We start from the raw sequence: 18,408 nt of genomic DNA, 5'->3' as shown, positions 1-18,408 counted from the left end.
GAAGGGAGGGGGAGAGGTGAAGTGACGTCACCTGTTACGTCACCCGTTACGTCACAAGCGGCGACCTCAGCTTTGCGGGCACGGTAACGGGCCTGCCTTTCAGCGCCGGACGAGCGCGGTGTCTCGGCGTTCATGGCCTCCATGACCTCAATTGCCTGTTCGAGGGTCAGCCCGAAGTCGGCCATTTTTCGTAGCGCGGAGAGATTCATTGAACGCCCCCCCATTCGGACGCGGTCATGTCGCGCTTGCTGGAGTTGCAGGGCTTGCACGCCACACAGAGGTTCTTCAGACGGCTCGACCCTCCTCTCGACAAGGGCATGATGTGATCAATCTGGGGGACGGTCACCGAGACCCCGCAGTACCTGCAGCGGTAGCCGTCACGCTTGATGACTGCGCGCCGGATGACGCCCCAAGACTTGGCACTGACCCCCTGGGACCTCAGTTCATAATAGCGGCGGTTGCGCTCTTGGCGGGCGGTGCGCGCTGGGGGCGAGGGCGCAACTGCGGCCTCCATCTCGGCGACAGCGCGCACCAGGTCGTCTCCGGACACTCCGGCTGCGATCAGATGCTTCAATGCTGTCGCGATGACGCTCATCCCACCACCTCGACCAGACGAGCCAGAACGGCGGCGCGGCCGGGCTCGGGTAGGAAGTATCCGCCTTTGTCGCGTCCGCTGGCTGTGATGATCGGAGAGCCCAAGCCGACGTCATCCAGCGCCTCGCGCAGGAGGCAAATGCGGGTCTTGATGACGTTGCGGGCGTCGGTGATGTGCTGGTCCATCCAAGGACGAGCCCCGGCAAGTTGATCGACAGACAACGCACGACCGTTGGCATCGAGCAGCGCGCACAGCATCGCCGCCTTTGTGCGGCTCCCCAGAAGTTGGAAGGCCGCCACCTCGAGGCCGAGGCGTTCCAGCGGGCTCATGCCGCTCGCACCAGTTCAGTCCTGCGGGCATGCAGGAGCGCGCCGAGGTGCTTTGACGCGGCGTCGATCTGAACAGCCAGCAGGGTGTCCACCGGGTGCTCTGGCTCAGCGTAGAAATGCACCATGACCTCGTCCACCACGCGCGCGATACGGTCGTCGGTGTTCATGAGGCCTTCGATCTTGCGCACACCGTGCAAGACGGTCGTGTGATCGCGTCCGCCGAGCAGGCGACCGATGTGGGGCAAGCTCATGTGGGGGCAGAGCTGGCGGATAGCGTACATCGCGATCTGCCGAGGCCGTGCGAGCGAGCGGCGGTGACTGGAGACGCACAGGCGCTCAAATGTCATGCCGTGGCGCTCGGCCACGAAGTCCGCCACGTCGCGGGCTATAATGCGCCCGGTCATGCCGCCCGCTCCGCGGCTTCGTCGGCGCGCCGCTCAAGGCAGCGGCGCACTGTCTTGGTCGAGCAGTTCATGATCGCTGAGGCGGCAGCCTGGGTGATCTCGCCTTTTTCGACCAGGGCGAGGGTCCTGTGATCGGCCTCCGTCAATTCCCGGGGCGCCGCGCCGCTGGCGGGGCGACGTTCGGGTTGCACGGTCGGCGGCACGGCGGCGGGGGTCGCGTCGTTGGCCGGCGCAGGCGCCAGCACCCGGCGCACGTCCTCCATACTGAACCCGGTCTGTTGCGCGATATGCTGGGCGCCCAGACCCTTGGCCTTCATCCGGTGGATCAGGGGGGCGTCGACGATGGGGCGGCGCGACTTGGGGGCGTGGCCCATTGAGGACAGGCTTCCACCCGCGTTGGTGGCGCGGGTCATTGGATCACCCGCCCGTCGCGGATGCGCACGTCCTTCCCCTCGGGGATCGGATGCTCTGACACGGCATAGCCGGTGCCGCGCGCGTCTTTGTAGGCCACCATGTACTGGCCGTCGCGGCGTTGCGTGCAGGAGGCGACATTGACTGTTCGGGTCATGGTCCAGCCCTCAGAACGGAATGTCGTCGTTCAGGTCGTAGCTCTCGCGCTGACCTGAAGGTTTGCTGGCGCCGCCGGCGGAGAAGCCGGACGAATAGTCGTCGCCCTTGTTGCGCTCACCCTCATCCTGCGGCTTGCCGCCGAGCATGGTCAGGACGCCGCCGAACTTCTGGAGAATCACCTCGGTCGAGTATTTCTCGACGCCCTGTGCATCCGTGTATTTGCGGGTCTGGAGGGCCCCCTCGACGTAGATGGTCGAGCCTTTCTGCAGGTAGTTCTCGCATGTCTTCACGATGTGCTCGTTGAACACGACGACCTGATGCCACTCGGTTTTTTCCTTGCGCTCGCCCGACGCCTTGTCGCGCCAGCTTTCGGACGTGGCGATGCGCAGGTTGGCGACGCGGTCGCCGCTGTTCAAAGTGCGGATCTCCGGGTCACGGCCCAGGTTGCCGATGAGGATGACCTTGTTGACGCTGCCGGCCATGATCAGACCTCCCCGAGCGCGGAAAGGTAGAGGTCGAGGACGGCTTCGGCCTCTTGGCGCTTGGCCTTGTCGATGCGGCGCAGGCGGACGACCTGACGGATGATCTTCACGTCATAGCCTTCGCCCTTGGCTTCGCTCAGGACTTCCTTGATGTCGGTAAGGACAGCGGCCTTGTCTTCCTCAAGTCGCTCAACGCGCTCGATGATGGAGCGCAGACGGCCTTGGGCTGCGGATGTCAGAACATCGGATGATGCGTCGAATGTCGTATCGGTCATGGGGTTCTCTCGGATCAGGCGTGAAGGGGTTTCGGCGCGACCGCGGCGTAGGCCAGCTCGGCGGCCATCTGCTCGGCGCGGGCATGGATGAGCGCGGTGCGTGTTTCATGCATGCGACGGGTGTCGCCCCGGTCCTCAGCGGCCCGGCGAGCGGCATAGGCCTTGGCGAAGGCTCGGTTGGCCGCGTCGAGGCGCATGGCGGCGCGGGCTCTGCGAATGCCGAACATCAGCGAACCTCCCGCAGACGCGTGACGTTCGTGGCGACCGTGCGCAGCTCGCGCGCCTCATTCTTCAGGCGGTCCACGCCCTCCATCAGGGCGTCGAAAGCCTCGAAGTCACCAGCTTGCAGCGCGGCAGCAATCGGCAGGAGTGCCGCGGAGGCCTGAACTACGTCGTGCGTTTCCTTGAGGGGGCAGGCGGCCGGCGAAACCGTCGGCGGCTCGATCGACAGGGCCAGGGCGCCGAAGACGACTGACTGGCCGCACGCGTCCTCCAGCGTCCACACCTGTTCCCAGGTCGGGATGTCACGTGCGTGTTCGGGGTTGGCGCTGCCGAGTTGTGAGACGCGCTGGCGGCTTATGCCGAGATAGGCGGCTGCAGCGTCCTGACGACCGGCCCGGATCACCAGCTTGGCGAACAGGGCCTTGAGACGTCCGTAGTCGAATGTTCCATGTTCGTTCATTGCGGTTATCCAGAGGCATGCAAGGTGACGCTTCGTCGGCGCGGGCCTACTCAGGCGGCATGAAGCGGTGGGTCGGGTTCAGGATCGTTGGCGGGGACAGGGAGTGTTGCGGGCGCAGGGCGCAGCACGCTCGGGTGCAGCGTCTGGATCAGGACGGCCCGCACGATGTTTGCGATCTGGGCTTGGTCCGCGTCGGTCATGAGCTAGCCGGCCTTGCGAGCGCTGATGGCGTTAGCGGCTGCCTCGCGGCTGGGCGGCTTGCCGAGCCATGCGACGAAGAGATCGGCGACGGCCAAGGTTGCATCGGAACGACGAGAGATGTTCTCCCAGTTGCCATGTCCGCAAAGCTGAACGGCCAGCCGAAGAGCCTCGGCGCGAACCGGGTTCAGGTCGTGGTCAGCCATCGCAGACCCCACTTGATGATGTTCGCCCCCCATGGTCAGGCGGCTCGCTGTCGGACTTCGGGGTCTTCGGTGTCGTTGGCGGGGCAGAGGGGCGCGGTCAGTAGGTCTGCCGCCTTCACCTTGCCCTTCGTCAGTCTTTCGATCTGGAATGCCCGTGCTGGCGACGGGCGACTACGGCCTCGCCGGATGCGGGAGGCTTGCGAGCGGTCGCAGTCGATGACACTGGCTAGCCATCGGTCATCCCGACGATTGGCGTCCATCCAGGTATTGAGCTTGGTCATGGGTGGAAAGTGCATGATATGCACGATGGTAGTCAAGCTAGAATGTGCATATCGTGCGCTGGCGTGATATGCACGTTGGTGGCCACTAGGGGCATGGCGCGAAAAGCTAAGGCCCCCATTGAATCGCCCTTCAAGCTGAAGGCATGGCGCCAAGAGCGCGGCCTTACTCTTGACCAGGTCGGCGAAGCTTTGGGGATGACCGGGCAGAACTACGGCAAGATCGAACGGGGCGGCGTCGAGCTGCGCGAGACCTATCTAGAGCCTTTGGCGGATTTGTATGGGATCCCGAAGTCCGCACTTATGCAGATTCCCGGGCATGGAATTGCCGATACGACCGAAACTGTCCCTGTCGTTGGCTACGTCTCGGCGGGCGCCGAGCTGGCGCTGTACGACCAAGGGCAGGGGCCTTTCGACTACGTGTCACCGCCGCGAGACAGCAAGCCTTCGACCGTCGCCGCCTCGGTGAAGGGCGTCAGCCTCGGCCCCCTGCTGGACGAAGCGCTGATCTTTTATGACGACGTGCGCTCGCCGGTGACGGCAGACCTGCACGGCAAGATGTGCGTCGTTGGGTTGGAGGACGGGCGTGTCGTCGTGAAGCAGCTCATGCCTGGTGACAGTGGGCGGTTCCACCTACTTTCAAACTCGTCCGAGCCGCCGCTTCTGAATGAGACTGTGGCGTGGGCCGCCAAGGTCACAGATATACGTCCACGATGAATTAACAATCACAGCTGAATGTGAATGCCTTTGGGGGGCATAATGAATAAGCTATTTGTAGGTATTGCACTGGCCGCGTCGTTTGCGCTTCCAGCATCGGCTCAGTCCGTTAAGAGCGAGGTCACAGCGACGAATGGCGTGGTCGTGACTGTCTATTCTGACGATTTTGCAAATCGATATGAATATTCGGCCCCCGTGATCAATTTCCCTGACGGCTACGCCTTGGTCGCGAGGATCGTCCGCCCCGGAATCACCCCGAAGACCAACATCCAAGGGAGCCTCTCATATCGGGGTGAGTGGAGGCGCTACAGCACCGCCTTGTTCCGAGGCGGTGCAGAGGCCAGCTACAATGCCGGCAGCCGAGAGGTGGTAAGTTGCAGCGGCTCCAGATACGGCGGCGGCTGTAACTTGAGGGAGGGCTTCTCTATTGACCTCGCGCCCGCCCAAATCCGCGATCACACGCAAGACGGTGTCATCGACATCCAGGTGAGGGCGCAAGACACCTCGACGGCCCTTATTAAGATCCCAGCCAGCTACATCGAGGCCGTCAACGAAGTGGCCGGCCATAGGTCATCTGCCAAGTAGGGGCGGGCGGATAACCTCGGGGGAGGGGCAAAATGAACATAGCCGCCAGCGCCGGCGCCAACGCCGCGATCATCGCGACACTGGCTCGCAGCAAGGTCATTGAGCATTTCCAGAAGGCCGGGGCGCTGAGCCCTGAGACTGCCTTGCCGCTCCCGGCCAAGAGTTCTCGCTCCATTGTGGACGCTCTGATCAAGCAGAAGGTGCTGATCCCTGCCGGGGACGGGTTGTTCTACGTGGATCTGGACGCCGACAAGCAGTGGCTTCGCGCGCAGGGCAATGTGGCGGTCGCCGTGATCATCGGGCTGGCTGTTCTGCTGGGGATCGTGATGGTCATCGTGGCGGTGGGTTCAGCGGCATGAACCGCAAGCTCTTAATGCGCGAGGCGAGGAGCCTGGCCCACCGCATTGCCCAACTGAAGCCTTTCGACTGGGTCGCCAGCGGTGCGTTCGTAATTATCCTGTCTTGGCCGAAAAAGCTGATCTGGCGCCCTTGGCCTGACTGGCTGGTCGCGACCGCCATGGGGATAGGCGGGGCGCTGGTGGCCTATGGGGCGCTGCTCTGGCTGCTGAGCCTCCGCGCGGCCAAGGTGAATGCCTCGGGGGAGGGGTGATGATTGGATTAATGTGGCGATGCCACGACGTACCGGCGGCGCGAGGTCGTGCCGCCGGAAAATGGAAGCGGGGCACATAGATGGCAGCACAGTATCAATCTGAAATCCGCGAGAGCGTAGTCAGAGATCTGCTTGACAAGATCAAGAAGCAGAGCGTCGGGTCGTATCTTCGGCGTATTAAATTGAACAAGGTTCGAGCATTTGAAAATCAGTCCGTTGATCTTGATTTTCCGGTAACCGCGCTGATCGGGACGAACGGAGGCGGGAAGTCGACCATTCTCGGCGCGGCAGCCATCGCCCACAAGTCCGTCAAACCTGGGCTGTTTTTCCCAAAAAGTTCCATCGGCGACCAGTCGATGTCGAACTGGGGTATCGGGTATGAGATAATTGAAAAGAAAAAGAATCCCACTCAACCAATATCTCGCAATGCGAGATTTAGAAATTCGAAGTGGGTGCGGGACGATCTGATTGATCGGCCGGTCCTATATTTCGGAATCCAACGAACTGTTCCGGCGAGCGAGAGACGAGAATTCAAAAAATTCGCGACGTTCAGCTACAAGTTTAAGGGGGTTAGAACAGAACTTAGTGGGACCACCCAAGAGCAAGTCGCTAGAATATTGGGTAAAGACGTATCTAAGTTCGAGCAAGCTGCCGTCTCGACGACCCAAAGTTTCTACGTTGGTGGTGATGGGAATATCACCTATTCAGAGTTCCATTTTGGAGCCGGTGAATCTTCTATCCTGCGGATGGTAAGTGAAATTGAGGCCGCCCCCGAAAACGCAATTGTGTTGATCGAGGAAATCGAGAACGGACTTCATCCCGTCGCGACCCGGCGAATGGTCGAGTACCTCATTGATGTGGCAAGTCGTAGATCGATCCAGACCATTTTCACCACCCACTCTGAGGATGCGTTGACGCCGCTACCGCCCGAAGCGATTTGGTCATCCATTGACGGGCGAACTCGGCAAGGAAAGATATCGATTGAGGCGCTTCGCGCCATCACCGGTCGCGTGGACGAACGGCTAGCAATTTTCGTCGAGGACGATTTTGCTAAAGAGTGGGTCGAAGCCATTGTGAGGTTCAAGCTACCCCAAAACATGGAAGAAATTGGCGTTTATCCAGTAAGCGGGGACTCGCAAGCATTTGCGATACACACTTCGCATCGGAATAACCCTGCTATTGCAGACCGGTTAAAATCTCTGTGCGTCTTAGATGGTGACAGTGAAAAAATTGAAGACGGTGCGGCGGGGGTATTGAAGTTGCCTGGGCGGGTACCCGAGGCAGTGGTGTTTGATTACGTCCGAAACAACATCGATTCCCTCTCCATGAGACTCGCTGTGTCGATGCACCTTCCTCCGGACAAGGAGGGCACAGTGCGAAAGGTCGTGGAGGACGTGTCAAATACAAACCGGGACCCGCATCTCTTGTTTTCTCAAATCGGACTTCGCAGCGGTTTGGTTCCTACCAAAATCGTATCGTCGGCGTTTTTGTCGTTGTGGATTGATGGTAATCCTGTCGATTCCCAGAGAATAGCCGATGCTATAGTCGAAGTACTTACTTCGTAGCATTGGCTCCGCCCCGCCCCGCCCCGCCCCGCCCCGCCCCTCACCGGGCGGGGTTTTTGCTTTCCCGCTCCAGCGTGTCCGCCTCTTCCCGATACTCGTCGGCGATCCGGCCGAACCGCTCGCGATCTGCCTTGAAGGGTGAAAGCCTGGCCATGTTCTCGGCATTGCGCTGAAGCTGGCGAAGCTCCGATACTCGGGAGGGACGGGTCATTGTGAAGCGGAACTCGGCTACTGCGGTCGGGCACTGGCTCCAGGGCAAGTCCTGAGCCTGTCGCCGATACGGCCCGTCTGAGGGCTTGGATGACCTCGCAGTTCCCTAAAGTTGTTCAACATTATCGTGTAGCTCAGCCGTAGGAACGCCCGTTTCCGCAGCTGCTTCATCTCCCGTAACCAGCAGGGAGATGCGACATGACCGACGTTCAACCGAACCCGGATCGCGAACAGGATCTGGAAACCACGACGCCGCAGCCGGACGAGAACCCCCAGCAGCGGGAACACCTTCGGGAGCAGGCTCAGCGTCAGCCAGGTCAGGAAGATCCGGCGCCAGCATCGGGCGGCGAAGGCGCTGCCGGGGCAGGCGGTCCTGGTGGCTTCGGCACAGGAAGCTGAAGCCCAGCTCATTGAGCACATCGAACCCCGTCCGAAAGGGCGGGGTTTTTGCTGTCAGGCTAGTGCTAGTTGCTGCTTCAACGCCTCCACCGCCTCGCGCGTGAGGTGGAACGGCATCTGATGCGAGACGCCTTCGATGAGGAACGAGAGGACCACGCCGCCGGCGTCATCTGCCAATAGGTCGAAGCCGTCGATTTCGAGCGCGGTCACGTTACGCTCCTCTGTGGTCCCCGGCGTTTGCTTGGTCGAGTAGGCGATTGCCAGGCCAGCGAGACCGGGCAGCTTCTCGCGGGGTATGGCGAGGGCGATCCGGCCAGCCTCCTTAGTCTCGAACCTGAACAGGCCGTGGCTTTCATCCACGGTCGGGGCGGCGGCGAGGGACTTTACGGTCAGCGCTTCCATGGCTCGACCATATCACCGACTGGCGTGTTGTCAGGCCGCCTCTTCGTCTCGTCCGTCAGCAGCCAGCGGATCTATCTGGGTCCAGGTGTCGCCCTGGTCGGTGCAGGTTAAGCTGGTCGCCATTTCCAATAGCGCAGCCATGTGAGGTATGGCTTGCCCACCGACGCGCGTCCGAGCGCCCTGCGTATCTGATCGACAAAACTGCCGACATCCATGAAGTAGTTGGGATAGGCGGCGATCAGTCCTTGGACGCTGTCAGCCTCGACCACGACCGAGTCGGAACTCGCGCCTTCGGCCGCTGTGATGCCCAGCAGGATTGTGTCCAGGTTGTTGAGAGGCTTGACGGTGACCCTCATGGCCGACCGATCAAGGGTGATGACGTATCGTCCGCTGTATGAGCGCGCGCCCTGGTGCAGATGGTTTATCGCACTCCGATAGCTCTCCAGGGTTTTGATCGCCTCTACGCGCTCCTCAAGGTCCGCGACTTCTTCAAGGCGCGCCTTGGCGTCGTCCGGGGCACCTGACGGGATCGGTAGGCCTTCATGTGTCGCGATTTCCGCAGACATGAGAACAAAGAACCGGAGCCAATCAGCGCAGCCGACGCCCGCCTTCATGTCTTCGCCGCGCATGAACCCCACGGCTTCGAGCGCAGTGGCCCAGGCATGCTGCAACTGGGTGCGAATTTGGATTTCGACTGCTCGGTTTCTGAAAGCCTCGTCATCACCTTGATAGCGCATCATCAGGTGGGCGCTCCGGTAGCCTGAGGCCTTGGGCGATCCGATGTGGTCGTCGATCTTGGCGACCTTGTGCCGTGAGCGCCCTTCCTGAAACCGCCCTATGACGGCTTCAACAGCGGGCATGTCAGGCATAACGGCCCGGACCCCGGCGATGTCCTGAACGTCCCACAGGTTAATCCGCGACCGCTGTAGTTTCTTGCGGATCGACGCCATGCGCTTAATACGGCCCGCGACCACGGCCTCCGAGGCCACAGCCCTAGCTTGCTGATGCAGGCTCAGGCGCAGGCTGTGAAGCGGAAGTAAGTGCGAGGCGCGCCAGTCGTGCGCGGTCCTGAAGTGAGCGGCGGCCTCGTCGATCCGGTCGGTTGGAATGCTGGCACGCAGTACATCCCCCGCCGTGATGACGTCTGCGCGTAAAGGCGGCGCCGTCCAGGCCATGTCGTCCCCCAGGCAAGGGGCAACCCTATTCAAAGCCATCTCAGTGAGTCCAGTGTTCGGCTGGGTCATGAAGGTGGTGTAGCACAAAAGTGCATAACGCGCACATTTCCCCTTGACGATGAAAGTGCATAACGTGCACAGTCCTCCCAACACCAAGGGAGACCACCCGATGTCCCAAGACCCCAAGAGCCAAGCCCGCGAAGTCGCGCTGGCCCACGGTTCCGCCGCTCAGGCGCTGAACGTCCTCGGCCCGATCAATGGCGATGATGCCCACGATCTGCGCCACGAACTTTACCTGCTCCTGTCGCTCGAGAACGGCTCGGCGATCGCCGATTGCCAGAAGATCGTCGATGTCGCCAAGGGCGAGGGCCTGATCGCTTGGACGCAGCGCCGGGACGACACCCAGCGCGCCGCCGACCTCTGGAAACGCGACCTGCTGATCTGCAAGGCCGCCATGTTCACGACGGTGGCGGCATGATGGAAGTCATCATCTGCCCGGGCTTCAACAAGCTCTACCGCGTCGCCCTCGTGGATGACGCTGGCAGCTTTGAAGCCCTCTCCGAACACGACGCTCCTGAGCAGGCGATGGCCGCCAAGCTGCTGGCCCGCGCCGCGCAGGCGCGCGCCGATCTGATGCTCAACAAGATTTTCCGGGAGACTGCCAAGTGAACCGCCGCCAACTGGCTAAGGCGCAGACTCGCGCCCGCATCATCGCCGCCGCTCAGAAGGTCTGGGCTGAGCCCGGCTCCTACGAAGACGGCACCATACGGGTCATCGCCACTGCAGCCGGTATGTCTACCGGCGCCATCTTCGCCAACTTCGAGGGCAAGGAAGGCCTCTGGCGTGAGGCCATGGGGTACGAGCCTCCGATCGACAGCGCAGCGGTGCGTGCAGCCCTTCGCGCGGCTGCGCCCCGACCCGTCCTGGCTGAGGCCGCGTGATGGGATCGGTCGTCCCGTTCCGGCGCCCGGCGCACGCTCAGTCCCTGATCAAGCACACCGCGACGCTGTCGTGGCTGGATCGTCAGGGCGAACAGCGTCGCGAACGCCACGCCGCATGGACCTCCGTCGAGGCGGCTCAGATGGCCTGGAAGCGCGCTCGCTCGCTGCGCCTGTGCGGTGAGGCTCTGACCTTCCGCATCGACCATCGCTCGCAGGTGGTCCTGTGACCGACGCAACCCCTTCCTCCGCAGCCCAGAGCCCTCGCGTCGCCAATAACGGCGCGGGGGAGGGCGCGGGACAATCCGAGAGCATCATGACCGCAGTCACAACTACCGGGCCTGCCATCTACCGCGCCATCGCCTCTGTCATGGCTGACATGGCTGTGGAGGGCATCGGCAAGGACAAGCGGAACACCCAGCAGGGCTACAACTTCCGTGGGATCGACGACGTCTACAACGCGCTCGCGCCCATTCTGGCCAAGCGCGGCCTGATCATTCTGCCTCGCGTCGTAAGCCGTGAATGCGTGGAGCGCACCACGGCCAAGGGCGGCGCGATATTCTACACGACCGTCCAGGTCGAGTTCACGCTGGTTGCCGCCGAGGATGGGTCGTCGCACGTCGTCACCACCTACGGCGAAGCGATGGATAGCGCCGACAAATCCACGAACAAGGCGATGAGCGCCGCGTTCAAATACGCCGCCATGCAGGCTTTCTGCATCCCGACCGAGGGCGACAACGACGCCGACGCGACCACGCATGAAGTTCGGGGCCGCCAAGCCGACACCGGGCCGAGCGCAGCGGCTCAGTTTGCGGCCGACCAACTCCGCAACGCCAAGACCGGCGACGAGTTCAAGCACTTCTGGAACAGCCAAAAGGAAGGCCTGCGCCAGAGCCTGAACGACGGCGATTACGCCCACGTCGTGAAGGTCATGCAGACCGAAGCCAAGCGCTTCGCCGTCGACAAGCCAGCGGACACGTCCGCCGACCAGAAGACCGCCAACGACTTCCCCGGCGACACCCCCTTCGACAAGCAGGACGAGGCCGCCTGATGACCTTCTACGTCAACTCCAAGGGCCAGGACGTTGAGATCTCCTCCATGGCGTATCCGCACCTGTGCTCCGCTCACGCCAAGCTGGTTCGCGAACAGCGCGACGGCCTGCGCCAGAAAGAAATCGACGCCATGGCGGCAGAGATCGCCGCGCGCGATGTCCAGCGCGCCGAAGCCGAGGAAGCCGGCGAGGGGTTCCGCGCATGACCGCCGAAGTCATCCACCTCAAGAACGAGCCGCCGACGCCATTCGACGCGCACCGCATCAACCTCGACGACCTTCTGGTCGAGGCCCGTAACTGGGCCGACGGCGAACCAGCCGCTACCCAGGCGCAGGTCGATGAGATCGCCCGGCTGATCGATGATCTGAACGCTGGCGCCAAGGCCATGGAGGCCGAGCGCGTGGCGGAGAAGAAGCCGCTCGACGAAGCCGTCAAGGAAATCCAGGACCGCTACAACGTCTACCTCGCCCCGCTGTCGAACAAGACGGTCAAGGGCAAGGTGCCGCTAGCGATCGATGCGCTGAACGCCGCCAAGCGCCCCTTCCTGGTCGCCCGGGAAGCCGAACTGGAGGCGGCGCGCAGCGCGGCTCGTGCCGAAGCTGAGGCTGCTGCTCAGGCCGCCGCCGAAGCTGCACGAAAATCCAACGCCGCCGACCTGGAGCAGCGTGAGGCTGTCGACGCGAAGATCAAAGCCGCCGAGGACGCTCAACGCGCCGCCAAGATCGCGGACAACGCCAGGGCTCACGCTCATGGTGGCGGTCGGGCCCAAGGCTTGCGCACCCGCGTGCTGGCCGAAGTCACCGATCTGGACGCTGCTGTCCGCCACTACTGGACCGAGAGCCGTCCGGCCTTTGCTGACCTGATCCAGAAGCTGGCCGACGACGACGCGCGCCAGAACCGCCGCGCCGCCAAGGGCGTGACCTTCCGCGAGGAGCGTTACTGATGTCGCGCAACCTGCTCCGCTTGACGCCCGGCGCCCGCCGCGACGCCCATCTGTGGGTGGATAAGGCCTTGTCCCTCTGGACGCCCGGTAAGCCCTTCCTTCTCGAAATCCGGGAGCCGAAGCGCACCGACGAACAGAACGCCGCGCTCTGGTCATTGCTCGGCCAGATCACGAAGCAGCGCCCGCTCCACAACGGACGGAAAATGACCGCCGACCTCTGGAAGTCCGTCTTCATGGACGCTCTGGGCCACGAGGTTGACTACTGCGCCAGCCTGGACGGTGAGCGCATCTTCCCGCTCGGCCATCGGTCGTCGCACCTGAGTAAGGCGCAGTTCTCGGACCTGCTTGAGCTGATCCTGCATTGGACTGCAGAGCAGGGCCTGACGATCAAGCACTTCGACGCCGAGCCCGAACGGGTGGCCGCATGACCCGCGAACGCGTCGTCATCGAGAAGCGCAAGCCGCTGTCCCGCCGCGAAAGCCTCCACCTCATGCTGGAGCAAAAAGGCATCTGCGCCTGCGGCTGCGGAGAGAAGCTCCAGCCCATGACTGAGGGCGTCATCGATGAACACCGCGTCGCCCTGGCGCTCGGCGGCACCAACGACCTGTCCAACCGGCACCTGTTCCGCAAGCCCTGCGCCCGGAAGAAGACCGACCAGAAGGACACCCCGGCCATCGCCAAGGTGAAGCGCATCGAGGCGCGCCTGAACGGCACTCGCCGCCCTCGCAAGCCCATCCCGAGCCCCGGCTTCGACAAGACCATGACCAAGAAGTTCGACGGCTCAGTTGTCCGCCGCTCTCAAGAGGGGAAAGCCTGATGGGTGGTCAGCCCCAGAAGCGGCCGCTGCCGTGCTCTGAGCCCGGCTGCACCGCTCCCGGCGTCGTCCGCGTGCAGGGCAGCAAGTCCCTTTTCTGCTTCACCCACAAGCCAGTCGGAAGGAAGATCCTGTGAGCAGTACTGTTCAAATCGAAAGCCGCCTGTTTGACGGCGCCCGTCTGATCAAGACCATGGATGCCGACGCCGCCAAGGGCGTCACCTGGGCCTTTGAAGACGGGCGCATGGCTCGCGCCGATCTCTGCCAGAAGATGCTTGAAGACGGCGTGATCGCCCCCGAGGAAGACGGGCTGTTCCCCGGCCTTGGCCAGACTTTCCGTCTCGCACCTTATCCGAAGCCGCTGGAGGACTTCGTGTCCGAGCGGTGCGGACCTGACTGGGTCGTGGCGAAGCGCCGGAGCGCCAAGCTCAAGGCCGCCCATCGCACCGTCATCCTTCCTCGCGAGTTCGCTGCTGCTGAGCGCGAATGGGCTGCGCGCCATCGGGTGGCAGCATGACCTCCGTTCCTCACTCCGGCGCAAAGAGCGTGACCCCCGGCGGTTCTGTCGCTGGCGGGGCGGGCTGGAGGTGCTTCCATTGCGACGAGACCTTCACGGATCGCCGCTGCGCCGCCGCTCATTTCGGAGCGGATGAGGACGCCGCTCCGGCCTGCCAGATCAAGGGCAGCGAGGTGGGTCTGGTCGAGGCGTTGCGCCGGGCGGAGAAGGATGCGGGCGATGCGTGGTTCGCGATCCACAACGAAAGCACCGAGGCGGCCCAAGCCTACTACGCGCAGAACTCGCGCCATCGCGAGCAAATGGTAGCCGTTGAGCAAGCGGGCTATGATCGCGGCCTTGCTGACGCCAAGGCGCACCCCGAAACGCTCGGTCTGACCGCTGACGCGCCTGATCTGCTGGAGGCTCTGCGCGAAGCCCGCGACGCGCTCCACCAGCACTACGTCGATTGGGACGGCGAGCCAGAAGACGCCGTCTCGCTCCAGCTTGCCCGCGCGAAATGCGACGCAGCCATCGCCAAGGCTACGGCAGGCGAGACCCGCAACGCCGAACCCATCCACCGCCGGGACGGAGACGAGGGGTGACTTACATCCGCGTCGAGCAATCTGAACGGCTGGCCCTGCGCGACAAGGTGGGGGAGATCGCCGTCATCGCCCTCGGTCAGCACGGCGGGCGCTGGTTCTTCGCTCTGAGCCATCAGCAGCGCACCGGCGACATGTGGGGCTCATTTGGCGGGATCGGCTTCCGCGAAGGCGAGCCTGGCGCCGCCAGCCGTGACGAAGCCCTGAGCGCCGCTATCGCCTGTGCCCGCGTCCGCTGGGCCAAGCGCACCCGCGAAATGGCCGCGCACATCGCATGGCTCGACACCCTCATCCCCGAACAACGCGACCTCTTCGGAGCAGCAGCATGAAGAACAAGCTCTCAGACTTGAACAACCACCTGTTCGCTCAACTGGAGCGGCTAGGCGAGGAAGACCTGACCGCCGACCAGATTGACAAGGAGGTCAACCGCTCCAAGGCCATCATCGGCGTGGCGGCTCAGATCGTCAGCGCTCAGAACCTCAACCTTCGCGCCGTCGAACTGATCGCTGAACACGGCGAGCGTTTCCACGACAAACTGACGATGATCGAGGCCCCACGATGAGGGGCGCCAGGATCATCTACAGCGCCGCCGAGATGGCTTGGTTGGAAGCCAACCGGACGATGGTCATCAGCGACTTTCACCGGGCGTTCCAGGCGGCGTTTTCGCGCCCTGACATCTCGGCCATGAACCTGCACGGCCTTCGGAAGCGCAAGGGCTGGAAGACCGGGCGAGAGGGCGACCGCTACAAGGGGCGTCACCGGAAGTTCAGCGCGCCGGAGATGGCGTGGCTTGAGGCCAACCGCCTTCTGCCGATCTCGGACTATCACGGCGCCTTCATCGCCGCTTTCCCGCGCGAAGACGTGCGCCCTGCTAACCTCCACGCCCTGCGTAAGCGGATGGGCTGGAAGACGGGCAGGACCGGCCAGTTCGCCAAGGGGCAGACCCCGCCGAACAAGGGCCAGCGCTGCCCCGAGGGCGTCGGCGGGCGGCACCCGAACGCTCGAAAGACGCAGTTCAAGCGGGGCCAGGAGCCGCACAATACCAAGCACCTGGGCCATGAGCGGCTGAACGTCGACGGCTATGTCGAGATCAGTGTCGCCGAGACGAACCCGCACACCGGCTATGGCCGGCGCTACGTCCACAAGCACGTTCACCTCTGGGAGGCGCTGAACGGGCCGGTCCCTGAGGGCTTCTGCCTGAAGTGCCTGGATGGCGACAAGACGAACACCGATCCCGCCAACTGGACCGCCATCTCTCGCGGCGTGCTGCCTCGCCTCAACGGCGGCAGGGCCACGCGGATCATGGCCTACGACACGGCGCCCGACGAACTGAAGCCCGCGCTTCTCACCATCGCCAAGATCGATCACCGCGCCCGCGAACTGCGGCGCCAGCGGAAGGACGCAGCATGACCCGCGCCGCTGAACACACCCCATCCCCCCAGAGCGTCGTCGTGCCGGACCGCGCGATGGAGCAGATAGCCTTCAACCTGTGCTCGCTGCACGACTTCGATCCGGCTTTCGTGTCCGGTCAAGAGCGGTTTGCACGCGCCGTCATCACCGAGTTTCTGAGATCCGCCCCCGCCCCGTCATCTCTGGCGGGTGGGGAGGTGCTGTCCGCAGGAGAGCGCGCCTTCACAGCATGGGCTGCGACCAGCGGAGCGAATGGTACGTCCCTCATGTGGACGTGGGGCGAGATGCCCGCCTCCCAACAGGAACGATGGGCGAAAATCGCTCTCGCCGCCCTATCCCCGGAAGCCCCAGCGCGGGAGGCGACAGCCTTTGCTATGCACGACGGCATGACCACGCATCCGACGCTTCGATCCGCCAACCTCGCCCGCCAGAACGAGTGGGACCAGGACAACCAGATCACCGCCGCTTATCGGGGCAACGAGCTGGCGGGCGAAGTCGGAGAGGCGTGCAATGTCATCAAGAAGCTGGAGCGGGAGCGGCTGGACATCTTGGGATCGCGCGCGACGGTCGGCGAACTGGCTGACGAGCTCGCAGACGTCCTGATCTGCGCCGACCTGATCGCCATGCACTACGGCATCGATCTGGAAGCTGCAGTGGCGCGGAAGTTCAACGCGACCAGCGAGAAGGTCGGGCTTCAGACGCGTTTGGCGGCGCCGACCGATGGGGGTGAGGCATGAGCCCCATCGTCCTGATCTGCGCCACCCTCCTGATGAGCGACGGCGACAGCGGCCGCTGCGTCACCGACGACGGCACGCGCCACCGCGTCCGCCTTGCCGGGATCGACGCCGGGGAGGTCGCGCCGTTCACGCGGTGCCGCCAGCGGCCCGATGTCTGGGCCTGCTCGCCGGCCGCCCGGTCCACCGCGGACCGTGCGAAGGCTCGGGCTGTCCAACTCGCCGCCAGCGGCGCCCGCTGCACCATCACAGACACGGACCGCTATCGGCGGAACGTGGCGGTCTGCACGGTCAACGGGCGCGACCTGGGCTCCATCCTCGTCCGCGAAGGCCTGGCCATCTCGGAAACCAACTTTGGCGACCCCTATCGGCGCGAAGAGCGTCAGGCACGGGAGCAGGGAAGGGGTATCTGGCAATGACCAACCGCAACGTCCTGCCAATGAGCTGCCCGCCGCGCGGCCTGTCCCGCGTCGAGGGCGCGGCATACATCGGCATCAGCGTCAGCAAGTTCGACGAGATGGTCGCTGATGGCCGGATGCCGCCGCCGCGGCCGATCGACCGCCGCAAGGTCTGGGACCGCCTGGAGCTTGATGCCGCCTTCACCAACCTTCCCCACATCGAGGAAGACAACCCCTGGGATCAGGTTGCGTGAAGAAGCCGAAGTACGTCTCGGCCTATCGGGACCGACACGGCGTCCTGCGCTGGCGGTATCGGCGGCCCGGCCTTCCACAGAGCCAGAGCCGGGAGTTGTTCGGCTCTGAGGCGTGGTGGACCTGGTACGCGGCAGCCGAGGGCGCGAAGAAGGTCTCGGTGGGTGAGAAGCGCACGATCCCCGGAAGCCTCAGCGCTGTGGCCGTGGCCTATTACACCTCGGCCGACTTCAAGCTATTGGCGCCGGTCACGCAGAAGACCTACCGCAACATCATCGACCGGTTCCGCGACACGGCCGGTGCCCTGCCTGTCGCCAAGATCGCGCCCGCGCATGTGAGGAAGTGGGTCGACAACCGCGCTGATCGTCCCGCTGCGGCGAACACCTTCCTGAAGGTCTTCCGCGCCCTGATGCGCTTCGCCCTCGAGCGAGACATGGTGAAGGCGGATCCGACGATTGGCGTCCGCCCGGTCAAGAACAAGACCGAGGGGCATCACACCTGGTCCGAGGCCGAGATCGCGACCTATGAGGCGAAATGGCCGCTGGGCACCCGCGAGCGGCTGGCTTTCGACCTGCTGCTCTATACGGCGCAGCGGTCAGGCGATGTCCGCCAGATGGGCCGACAGCATATTTTGGACGGCCATGTCGTCGTTCGGCAGGAAAAGACCGGTCAGCCGCTCGAGATCCCGATCCATCCGCGGCTGAGCGAATCAATCAAGGCCTTCCACAGCGGTCAGCTGATCTTCATCGCCACCCAGCACGGCGACCCCTACACGGCTCGCGGCTTCGGCAACTGGTTCACCGATTCGGCGATCGCGGCGGGCCTTGAGAAGGGCAGGACGGCCCATGGCCTGAGGAAGTCAGCGGCACGGCGCCTGGCCGAAGCGGGCTGCACTTCGCACCAAATCGCCGCCATCACTGGACACAAGACGCTGAAGGAGGTGGAGCGATATACCCGCGCCGCAGCCCAGAAGGCGCTTGCTGGGGCGGCTATGGAACGGGTGAAGACCAGCACGGACGGGGAACAAGCGTGTCTAACCGAACCCGAAACGGTTAGACAATCGGCCCCCTAAGGGGTTGTTTTATTTTAGG

At 63.6% G+C, this 18,408-nt stretch carries 37 protein-coding genes; 24 read left to right on the top strand and 13 right to left on the bottom strand.

All coding sequences use genetic code 11. From position 1 onward, the window contains the following. Positions 1–205: 205 nt before the first annotated feature. The 10 genes from HNP51_RS18980 to HNP51_RS08460 form a co-directional block, all read right to left on the bottom strand. Positions 206–514: an HNH endonuclease gene (locus tag HNP51_RS18980; RefSeq protein WP_409360109.1), complete on the bottom strand. Its 309-nt coding sequence runs from the start codon at positions 512–514 to the stop codon at positions 206–208. Between the two features lie 77 nt (positions 515–591). After that, a complete protein-coding gene (locus HNP51_RS08500; RefSeq protein ID WP_184268993.1) occupies positions 592–924 on the bottom strand; it encodes a helix-turn-helix domain-containing protein in 333 nt (110 codons plus the stop codon). Then, positions 921–1,328, bottom strand: coding sequence for a helix-turn-helix domain-containing protein (locus tag HNP51_RS18975; protein ID WP_184268991.1), 408 nt, complete (start codon positions 1,326–1,328; stop codon positions 921–923). Before HNP51_RS18975 ends, HNP51_RS08500 begins: the two co-directional genes overlap by 4 nt. Beyond that, on the bottom strand, positions 1,325–1,741 hold the full coding sequence (locus HNP51_RS08490; protein WP_184268989.1) for a hypothetical protein: 417 nt from the start codon (positions 1,739–1,741) through the stop codon (positions 1,325–1,327). The genes HNP51_RS18975 and HNP51_RS08490 overlap by 4 nt, the downstream gene beginning before the upstream one ends. After that, the gene (locus tag HNP51_RS08485) at positions 1,738–1,896 is read right to left on the bottom strand and encodes a hypothetical protein (RefSeq protein WP_184268987.1); all 159 of its coding nucleotides are present in this window, start codon (positions 1,894–1,896) and stop codon (positions 1,738–1,740) included. Before HNP51_RS08485 ends, HNP51_RS08490 begins: the two co-directional genes overlap by 4 nt. Before the next feature lie 10 nt (positions 1,897–1,906). Then, positions 1,907–2,380 (bottom strand): single-stranded DNA-binding protein, encoded by a 474-nt coding sequence (gene ssb / locus HNP51_RS08480; protein ID WP_184268985.1) that lies wholly within the window; start codon positions 2,378–2,380, stop codon positions 1,907–1,909. Positions 2,381–2,382: 2 nt separating this feature from the next. Then, on the bottom strand, positions 2,383–2,655 hold the full coding sequence (locus tag HNP51_RS08475; protein ID WP_184268984.1) for a DUF2312 domain-containing protein: 273 nt from the start codon (positions 2,653–2,655) through the stop codon (positions 2,383–2,385). A 14-nt stretch (positions 2,656–2,669) separates the two neighbouring features. Beyond that, on the bottom strand, positions 2,670–2,882 hold the full coding sequence (locus HNP51_RS08470) for a hypothetical protein (protein ID WP_184268982.1): 213 nt from the start codon (positions 2,880–2,882) through the stop codon (positions 2,670–2,672). Next, entirely contained in the window at positions 2,882–3,337 is a 456-nt protein-coding gene (locus HNP51_RS08465; RefSeq protein WP_184268980.1) for a hypothetical protein, read from the bottom strand. Before HNP51_RS08465 ends, HNP51_RS08470 begins: the two co-directional genes overlap by 1 nt. A 203-nt stretch (positions 3,338–3,540) precedes the next feature. Next, positions 3,541–3,741: a hypothetical protein gene (locus tag HNP51_RS08460; protein WP_184268978.1), complete on the bottom strand. Its 201-nt coding sequence runs from the start codon at positions 3,739–3,741 to the stop codon at positions 3,541–3,543. A 374-nt stretch (positions 3,742–4,115) separates the two neighbouring features. On the opposite strand from HNP51_RS08460, the gene HNP51_RS08455 reads away from it, so the two are divergent. The 5 genes from HNP51_RS08455 (at position 4,116) to HNP51_RS08435 (ending at position 7,496) form a co-directional block, all read left to right on the top strand. Beyond that, on the top strand, positions 4,116–4,736 hold the full coding sequence (locus HNP51_RS08455; RefSeq protein ID WP_184268976.1) for an XRE family transcriptional regulator: 621 nt from the start codon (positions 4,116–4,118) through the stop codon (positions 4,734–4,736). Between the two features lie 42 nt (positions 4,737–4,778). Next, positions 4,779–5,321 (top strand): hypothetical protein, encoded by a 543-nt coding sequence (locus HNP51_RS08450; RefSeq protein ID WP_184268974.1) that lies wholly within the window; start codon positions 4,779–4,781, stop codon positions 5,319–5,321. Between the two features lie 32 nt (positions 5,322–5,353). Beyond that, the gene (locus tag HNP51_RS08445; RefSeq protein WP_184268972.1) at positions 5,354–5,680 is read left to right on the top strand and encodes a hypothetical protein; all 327 of its coding nucleotides are present in this window, start codon (positions 5,354–5,356) and stop codon (positions 5,678–5,680) included. After that, positions 5,677–5,931 carry a hypothetical protein gene (locus tag HNP51_RS08440; protein WP_184268970.1) on the top strand — a complete coding sequence of 85 codons (255 nt, stop codon included), beginning with the start codon at positions 5,677–5,679 and terminating at the stop codon, positions 5,929–5,931. The genes HNP51_RS08445 and HNP51_RS08440 overlap by 4 nt, the downstream gene beginning before the upstream one ends. Positions 5,932–6,011: 80 nt before the next feature. Beyond that, complete coding sequence (locus HNP51_RS08435) at positions 6,012–7,496, top strand: ATP-dependent endonuclease (RefSeq protein WP_184268968.1); 1,485 nt, start codon at positions 6,012–6,014, stop codon at positions 7,494–7,496. A 40-nt stretch (positions 7,497–7,536) separates the two neighbouring features. Here the strand turns inward: HNP51_RS08435 and HNP51_RS08430 are convergent, their stop codons facing one another. After that, positions 7,537–7,707, bottom strand: a complete 171-nt coding sequence (locus HNP51_RS08430) for a hypothetical protein (RefSeq protein WP_184268966.1) — start codon at positions 7,705–7,707, stop codon at positions 7,537–7,539. A 197-nt stretch (positions 7,708–7,904) separates the two neighbouring features. On the opposite strand from HNP51_RS08430, the gene HNP51_RS08425 reads away from it, so the two are divergent. After that, positions 7,905–8,105 (top strand): hypothetical protein, encoded by a 201-nt coding sequence (locus HNP51_RS08425; RefSeq protein WP_184268964.1) that lies wholly within the window; start codon positions 7,905–7,907, stop codon positions 8,103–8,105. 54 nt (positions 8,106–8,159) lie between these two features. Here HNP51_RS08425 and HNP51_RS08420 read toward each other — a convergent pair whose 3' ends face one another. Together HNP51_RS08420 and HNP51_RS08415 are read right to left on the bottom strand one after the other, a co-directional pair. Further along, positions 8,160–8,507: a hypothetical protein gene (locus HNP51_RS08420; RefSeq protein ID WP_184268962.1), complete on the bottom strand. Its 348-nt coding sequence runs from the start codon at positions 8,505–8,507 to the stop codon at positions 8,160–8,162. A 107-nt stretch (positions 8,508–8,614) separates the two neighbouring features. Further along, positions 8,615–9,682, bottom strand: a complete 1,068-nt coding sequence (locus tag HNP51_RS08415; RefSeq protein WP_184268960.1) for a RelA/SpoT domain-containing protein — start codon at positions 9,680–9,682, stop codon at positions 8,615–8,617. Between the two features lie 169 nt (positions 9,683–9,851). Between HNP51_RS08415 and HNP51_RS08410 the strand changes: the two genes are divergently transcribed. From HNP51_RS08410 to xerC, 18 genes are all read left to right on the top strand, one after another. After that, a complete protein-coding gene (locus tag HNP51_RS08410) occupies positions 9,852–10,160 on the top strand; it encodes a hypothetical protein (protein WP_184268958.1) in 309 nt (102 codons plus the stop codon). Beyond that, a complete protein-coding gene (locus HNP51_RS08405; protein ID WP_184268956.1) occupies positions 10,157–10,351 on the top strand; it encodes a hypothetical protein in 195 nt (64 codons plus the stop codon). Before HNP51_RS08410 ends, HNP51_RS08405 begins: the two co-directional genes overlap by 4 nt. After that, entirely contained in the window at positions 10,348–10,623 is a 276-nt protein-coding gene (locus HNP51_RS08400; RefSeq protein ID WP_184268954.1) for a TetR/AcrR family transcriptional regulator, read from the top strand. Before HNP51_RS08405 ends, HNP51_RS08400 begins: the two co-directional genes overlap by 4 nt. Further along, complete coding sequence (locus tag HNP51_RS08395) at positions 10,623–10,850, top strand: hypothetical protein (RefSeq protein WP_184268952.1); 228 nt, start codon at positions 10,623–10,625, stop codon at positions 10,848–10,850. Before HNP51_RS08400 ends, HNP51_RS08395 begins: the two co-directional genes overlap by 1 nt. A gap of 86 nt (positions 10,851–10,936) precedes the next feature. After that, the gene (locus HNP51_RS08390; protein WP_184268950.1) at positions 10,937–11,671 is read left to right on the top strand and encodes an ERF family protein; all 735 of its coding nucleotides are present in this window, start codon (positions 10,937–10,939) and stop codon (positions 11,669–11,671) included. Further along, the gene (locus tag HNP51_RS08385; protein WP_184268948.1) at positions 11,671–11,877 is read left to right on the top strand and encodes a hypothetical protein; all 207 of its coding nucleotides are present in this window, start codon (positions 11,671–11,673) and stop codon (positions 11,875–11,877) included. The genes HNP51_RS08390 and HNP51_RS08385 overlap by 1 nt, the downstream gene beginning before the upstream one ends. Next, complete coding sequence (locus HNP51_RS08380; protein WP_184268946.1) at positions 11,874–12,614, top strand: hypothetical protein; 741 nt, start codon at positions 11,874–11,876, stop codon at positions 12,612–12,614. The genes HNP51_RS08385 and HNP51_RS08380 overlap by 4 nt, the downstream gene beginning before the upstream one ends. Further along, positions 12,614–13,042 carry a recombination protein NinB gene (locus HNP51_RS08375; RefSeq protein ID WP_184268944.1) on the top strand — a complete coding sequence of 143 codons (429 nt, stop codon included), beginning with the start codon at positions 12,614–12,616 and terminating at the stop codon, positions 13,040–13,042. The genes HNP51_RS08380 and HNP51_RS08375 overlap by 1 nt, the downstream gene beginning before the upstream one ends. Then, a complete protein-coding gene (locus HNP51_RS08370) occupies positions 13,039–13,431 on the top strand; it encodes a hypothetical protein (RefSeq protein ID WP_184268942.1) in 393 nt (130 codons plus the stop codon). The genes HNP51_RS08375 and HNP51_RS08370 overlap by 4 nt, the downstream gene beginning before the upstream one ends. A 130-nt stretch (positions 13,432–13,561) precedes the next feature. Then, on the top strand, positions 13,562–13,945 hold the full coding sequence (locus HNP51_RS08365) for a hypothetical protein (RefSeq protein ID WP_184268941.1): 384 nt from the start codon (positions 13,562–13,564) through the stop codon (positions 13,943–13,945). Beyond that, positions 13,942–14,526: a hypothetical protein gene (locus tag HNP51_RS08360; protein ID WP_184268939.1), complete on the top strand. Its 585-nt coding sequence runs from the start codon at positions 13,942–13,944 to the stop codon at positions 14,524–14,526. The genes HNP51_RS08365 and HNP51_RS08360 overlap by 4 nt, the downstream gene beginning before the upstream one ends. Beyond that, entirely contained in the window at positions 14,523–14,852 is a 330-nt protein-coding gene (locus HNP51_RS08355; protein ID WP_184268937.1) for a hypothetical protein, read from the top strand. The genes HNP51_RS08360 and HNP51_RS08355 overlap by 4 nt, the downstream gene beginning before the upstream one ends. Next, positions 14,849–15,085, top strand: coding sequence for a hypothetical protein (locus HNP51_RS08350; RefSeq protein WP_184268935.1), 237 nt, complete (start codon positions 14,849–14,851; stop codon positions 15,083–15,085). The genes HNP51_RS08355 and HNP51_RS08350 overlap by 4 nt, the downstream gene beginning before the upstream one ends. Continuing rightward, the gene (locus HNP51_RS08345) at positions 15,082–15,933 is read left to right on the top strand and encodes an HNH endonuclease (protein ID WP_221415770.1); all 852 of its coding nucleotides are present in this window, start codon (positions 15,082–15,084) and stop codon (positions 15,931–15,933) included. The genes HNP51_RS08350 and HNP51_RS08345 overlap by 4 nt, the downstream gene beginning before the upstream one ends. Beyond that, positions 15,930–16,670: a MazG-like family protein gene (locus tag HNP51_RS18345; RefSeq protein ID WP_221415769.1), complete on the top strand. Its 741-nt coding sequence runs from the start codon at positions 15,930–15,932 to the stop codon at positions 16,668–16,670. Before HNP51_RS08345 ends, HNP51_RS18345 begins: the two co-directional genes overlap by 4 nt. Further along, positions 16,667–17,086 (top strand): thermonuclease family protein, encoded by a 420-nt coding sequence (locus HNP51_RS08335; protein ID WP_184268933.1) that lies wholly within the window; start codon positions 16,667–16,669, stop codon positions 17,084–17,086. Before HNP51_RS18345 ends, HNP51_RS08335 begins: the two co-directional genes overlap by 4 nt. Continuing rightward, positions 17,083–17,319 carry an AlpA family transcriptional regulator gene (locus HNP51_RS08330; RefSeq protein WP_184268931.1) on the top strand — a complete coding sequence of 79 codons (237 nt, stop codon included), beginning with the start codon at positions 17,083–17,085 and terminating at the stop codon, positions 17,317–17,319. The genes HNP51_RS08335 and HNP51_RS08330 overlap by 4 nt, the downstream gene beginning before the upstream one ends. After that, positions 17,316–18,389: a tyrosine-type recombinase/integrase gene (gene xerC, locus HNP51_RS18840; RefSeq protein WP_184268929.1), complete on the top strand. Its 1,074-nt coding sequence runs from the start codon at positions 17,316–17,318 to the stop codon at positions 18,387–18,389. Before HNP51_RS08330 ends, xerC begins: the two co-directional genes overlap by 4 nt. Positions 18,390–18,408: the final 19 nt, after the last annotated feature.

It is taken from the genome of Brevundimonas bullata (genome assembly GCF_014207965.1).
Classification (GTDB): Bacteria; Pseudomonadota; Alphaproteobacteria; order Caulobacterales; family Caulobacteraceae; genus Brevundimonas; species Brevundimonas bullata_A.
This window is presented reverse-complemented; position numbering and strand designations above follow the sequence as displayed.

Excerpts from the sequence above, each read along its gene's own strand:
- HNP51_RS08385 (WP_184268948.1), top strand. The coding sequence starts at position 11,671 with ATGACCTTCTACGTCAACTCCAAGGGCCAGGACGTTGAGATCTCCTCC.
- HNP51_RS08405 (WP_184268956.1), top strand. The coding sequence starts at position 10,157 with ATGATGGAAGTCATCATCTGCCCGGGCTTCAACAAGCTCTACCGCGTC.
- HNP51_RS08390 (WP_184268950.1), top strand. The coding sequence starts at position 10,937 with ATGACCGCAGTCACAACTACCGGGCCTGCCATCTACCGCGCCATCGCC.
- HNP51_RS08485 (WP_184268987.1), bottom strand. The coding sequence starts at position 1,896 with ATGACCCGAACAGTCAATGTCGCCTCCTGCACGCAACGCCGCGACGGC.
- HNP51_RS18345 (WP_221415769.1), top strand. The coding sequence starts at position 15,930 with ATGACCCGCGCCGCTGAACACACCCCATCCCCCCAGAGCGTCGTCGTG.
- HNP51_RS08490 (WP_184268989.1), bottom strand. The coding sequence starts at position 1,741 with ATGACCCGCGCCACCAACGCGGGTGGAAGCCTGTCCTCAATGGGCCAC.
- HNP51_RS08500 (WP_184268993.1), bottom strand. The coding sequence starts at position 924 with ATGAGCCCGCTGGAACGCCTCGGCCTCGAGGTGGCGGCCTTCCAACTT.
- HNP51_RS08440 (WP_184268970.1), top strand. The coding sequence starts at position 5,677 with ATGAACCGCAAGCTCTTAATGCGCGAGGCGAGGAGCCTGGCCCACCGC.
- HNP51_RS08350 (WP_184268935.1), top strand. The coding sequence starts at position 14,849 with ATGAAGAACAAGCTCTCAGACTTGAACAACCACCTGTTCGCTCAACTG.
- HNP51_RS08425 (WP_184268964.1), top strand. The coding sequence starts at position 7,905 with ATGACCGACGTTCAACCGAACCCGGATCGCGAACAGGATCTGGAAACC.
- HNP51_RS08380 (WP_184268946.1), top strand. The coding sequence starts at position 11,874 with ATGACCGCCGAAGTCATCCACCTCAAGAACGAGCCGCCGACGCCATTC.
- HNP51_RS08415 (WP_184268960.1), bottom strand. The coding sequence starts at position 9,682 with ATGGCCTGGACGGCGCCGCCTTTACGCGCAGACGTCATCACGGCGGGG.
- HNP51_RS08395 (WP_184268952.1), top strand. The coding sequence starts at position 10,623 with ATGGGATCGGTCGTCCCGTTCCGGCGCCCGGCGCACGCTCAGTCCCTG.
- HNP51_RS08360 (WP_184268939.1), top strand. The coding sequence starts at position 13,942 with ATGACCTCCGTTCCTCACTCCGGCGCAAAGAGCGTGACCCCCGGCGGT.
- HNP51_RS08455 (WP_184268976.1), top strand. The coding sequence starts at position 4,116 with ATGGCGCGAAAAGCTAAGGCCCCCATTGAATCGCCCTTCAAGCTGAAG.
- HNP51_RS08470 (WP_184268982.1), bottom strand. The coding sequence starts at position 2,882 with ATGTTCGGCATTCGCAGAGCCCGCGCCGCCATGCGCCTCGACGCGGCC.
- HNP51_RS08430 (WP_184268966.1), bottom strand. The coding sequence starts at position 7,707 with ATGACCCGTCCCTCCCGAGTATCGGAGCTTCGCCAGCTTCAGCGCAAT.
- HNP51_RS08335 (WP_184268933.1), top strand. The coding sequence starts at position 16,667 with ATGAGCCCCATCGTCCTGATCTGCGCCACCCTCCTGATGAGCGACGGC.
- HNP51_RS08450 (WP_184268974.1), top strand. The coding sequence starts at position 4,779 with ATGAATAAGCTATTTGTAGGTATTGCACTGGCCGCGTCGTTTGCGCTT.
- HNP51_RS08410 (WP_184268958.1), top strand. The coding sequence starts at position 9,852 with ATGTCCCAAGACCCCAAGAGCCAAGCCCGCGAAGTCGCGCTGGCCCAC.
- HNP51_RS08420 (WP_184268962.1), bottom strand. The coding sequence starts at position 8,507 with ATGGAAGCGCTGACCGTAAAGTCCCTCGCCGCCGCCCCGACCGTGGAT.
- HNP51_RS08345 (WP_221415770.1), top strand. The coding sequence starts at position 15,082 with ATGAGGGGCGCCAGGATCATCTACAGCGCCGCCGAGATGGCTTGGTTG.
- HNP51_RS18980 (WP_409360109.1), bottom strand. The coding sequence starts at position 514 with ATGGAGGCCGCAGTTGCGCCCTCGCCCCCAGCGCGCACCGCCCGCCAA.
- HNP51_RS08435 (WP_184268968.1), top strand. The coding sequence starts at position 6,012 with ATGGCAGCACAGTATCAATCTGAAATCCGCGAGAGCGTAGTCAGAGAT.
- HNP51_RS18975 (WP_184268991.1), bottom strand. The coding sequence starts at position 1,328 with ATGACCGGGCGCATTATAGCCCGCGACGTGGCGGACTTCGTGGCCGAG.
- HNP51_RS08330 (WP_184268931.1), top strand. The coding sequence starts at position 17,083 with ATGACCAACCGCAACGTCCTGCCAATGAGCTGCCCGCCGCGCGGCCTG.
- ssb (WP_184268985.1), bottom strand. The coding sequence starts at position 2,380 with ATGGCCGGCAGCGTCAACAAGGTCATCCTCATCGGCAACCTGGGCCGT.
- HNP51_RS08375 (WP_184268944.1), top strand. The coding sequence starts at position 12,614 with ATGTCGCGCAACCTGCTCCGCTTGACGCCCGGCGCCCGCCGCGACGCC.
- HNP51_RS08475 (WP_184268984.1), bottom strand. The coding sequence starts at position 2,655 with ATGACCGATACGACATTCGACGCATCATCCGATGTTCTGACATCCGCA.
- HNP51_RS08370 (WP_184268942.1), top strand. The coding sequence starts at position 13,039 with ATGACCCGCGAACGCGTCGTCATCGAGAAGCGCAAGCCGCTGTCCCGC.
- HNP51_RS08465 (WP_184268980.1), bottom strand. The coding sequence starts at position 3,337 with ATGAACGAACATGGAACATTCGACTACGGACGTCTCAAGGCCCTGTTC.
- HNP51_RS08460 (WP_184268978.1), bottom strand. The coding sequence starts at position 3,741 with ATGGCTGACCACGACCTGAACCCGGTTCGCGCCGAGGCTCTTCGGCTG.
- HNP51_RS08445 (WP_184268972.1), top strand. The coding sequence starts at position 5,354 with ATGAACATAGCCGCCAGCGCCGGCGCCAACGCCGCGATCATCGCGACA.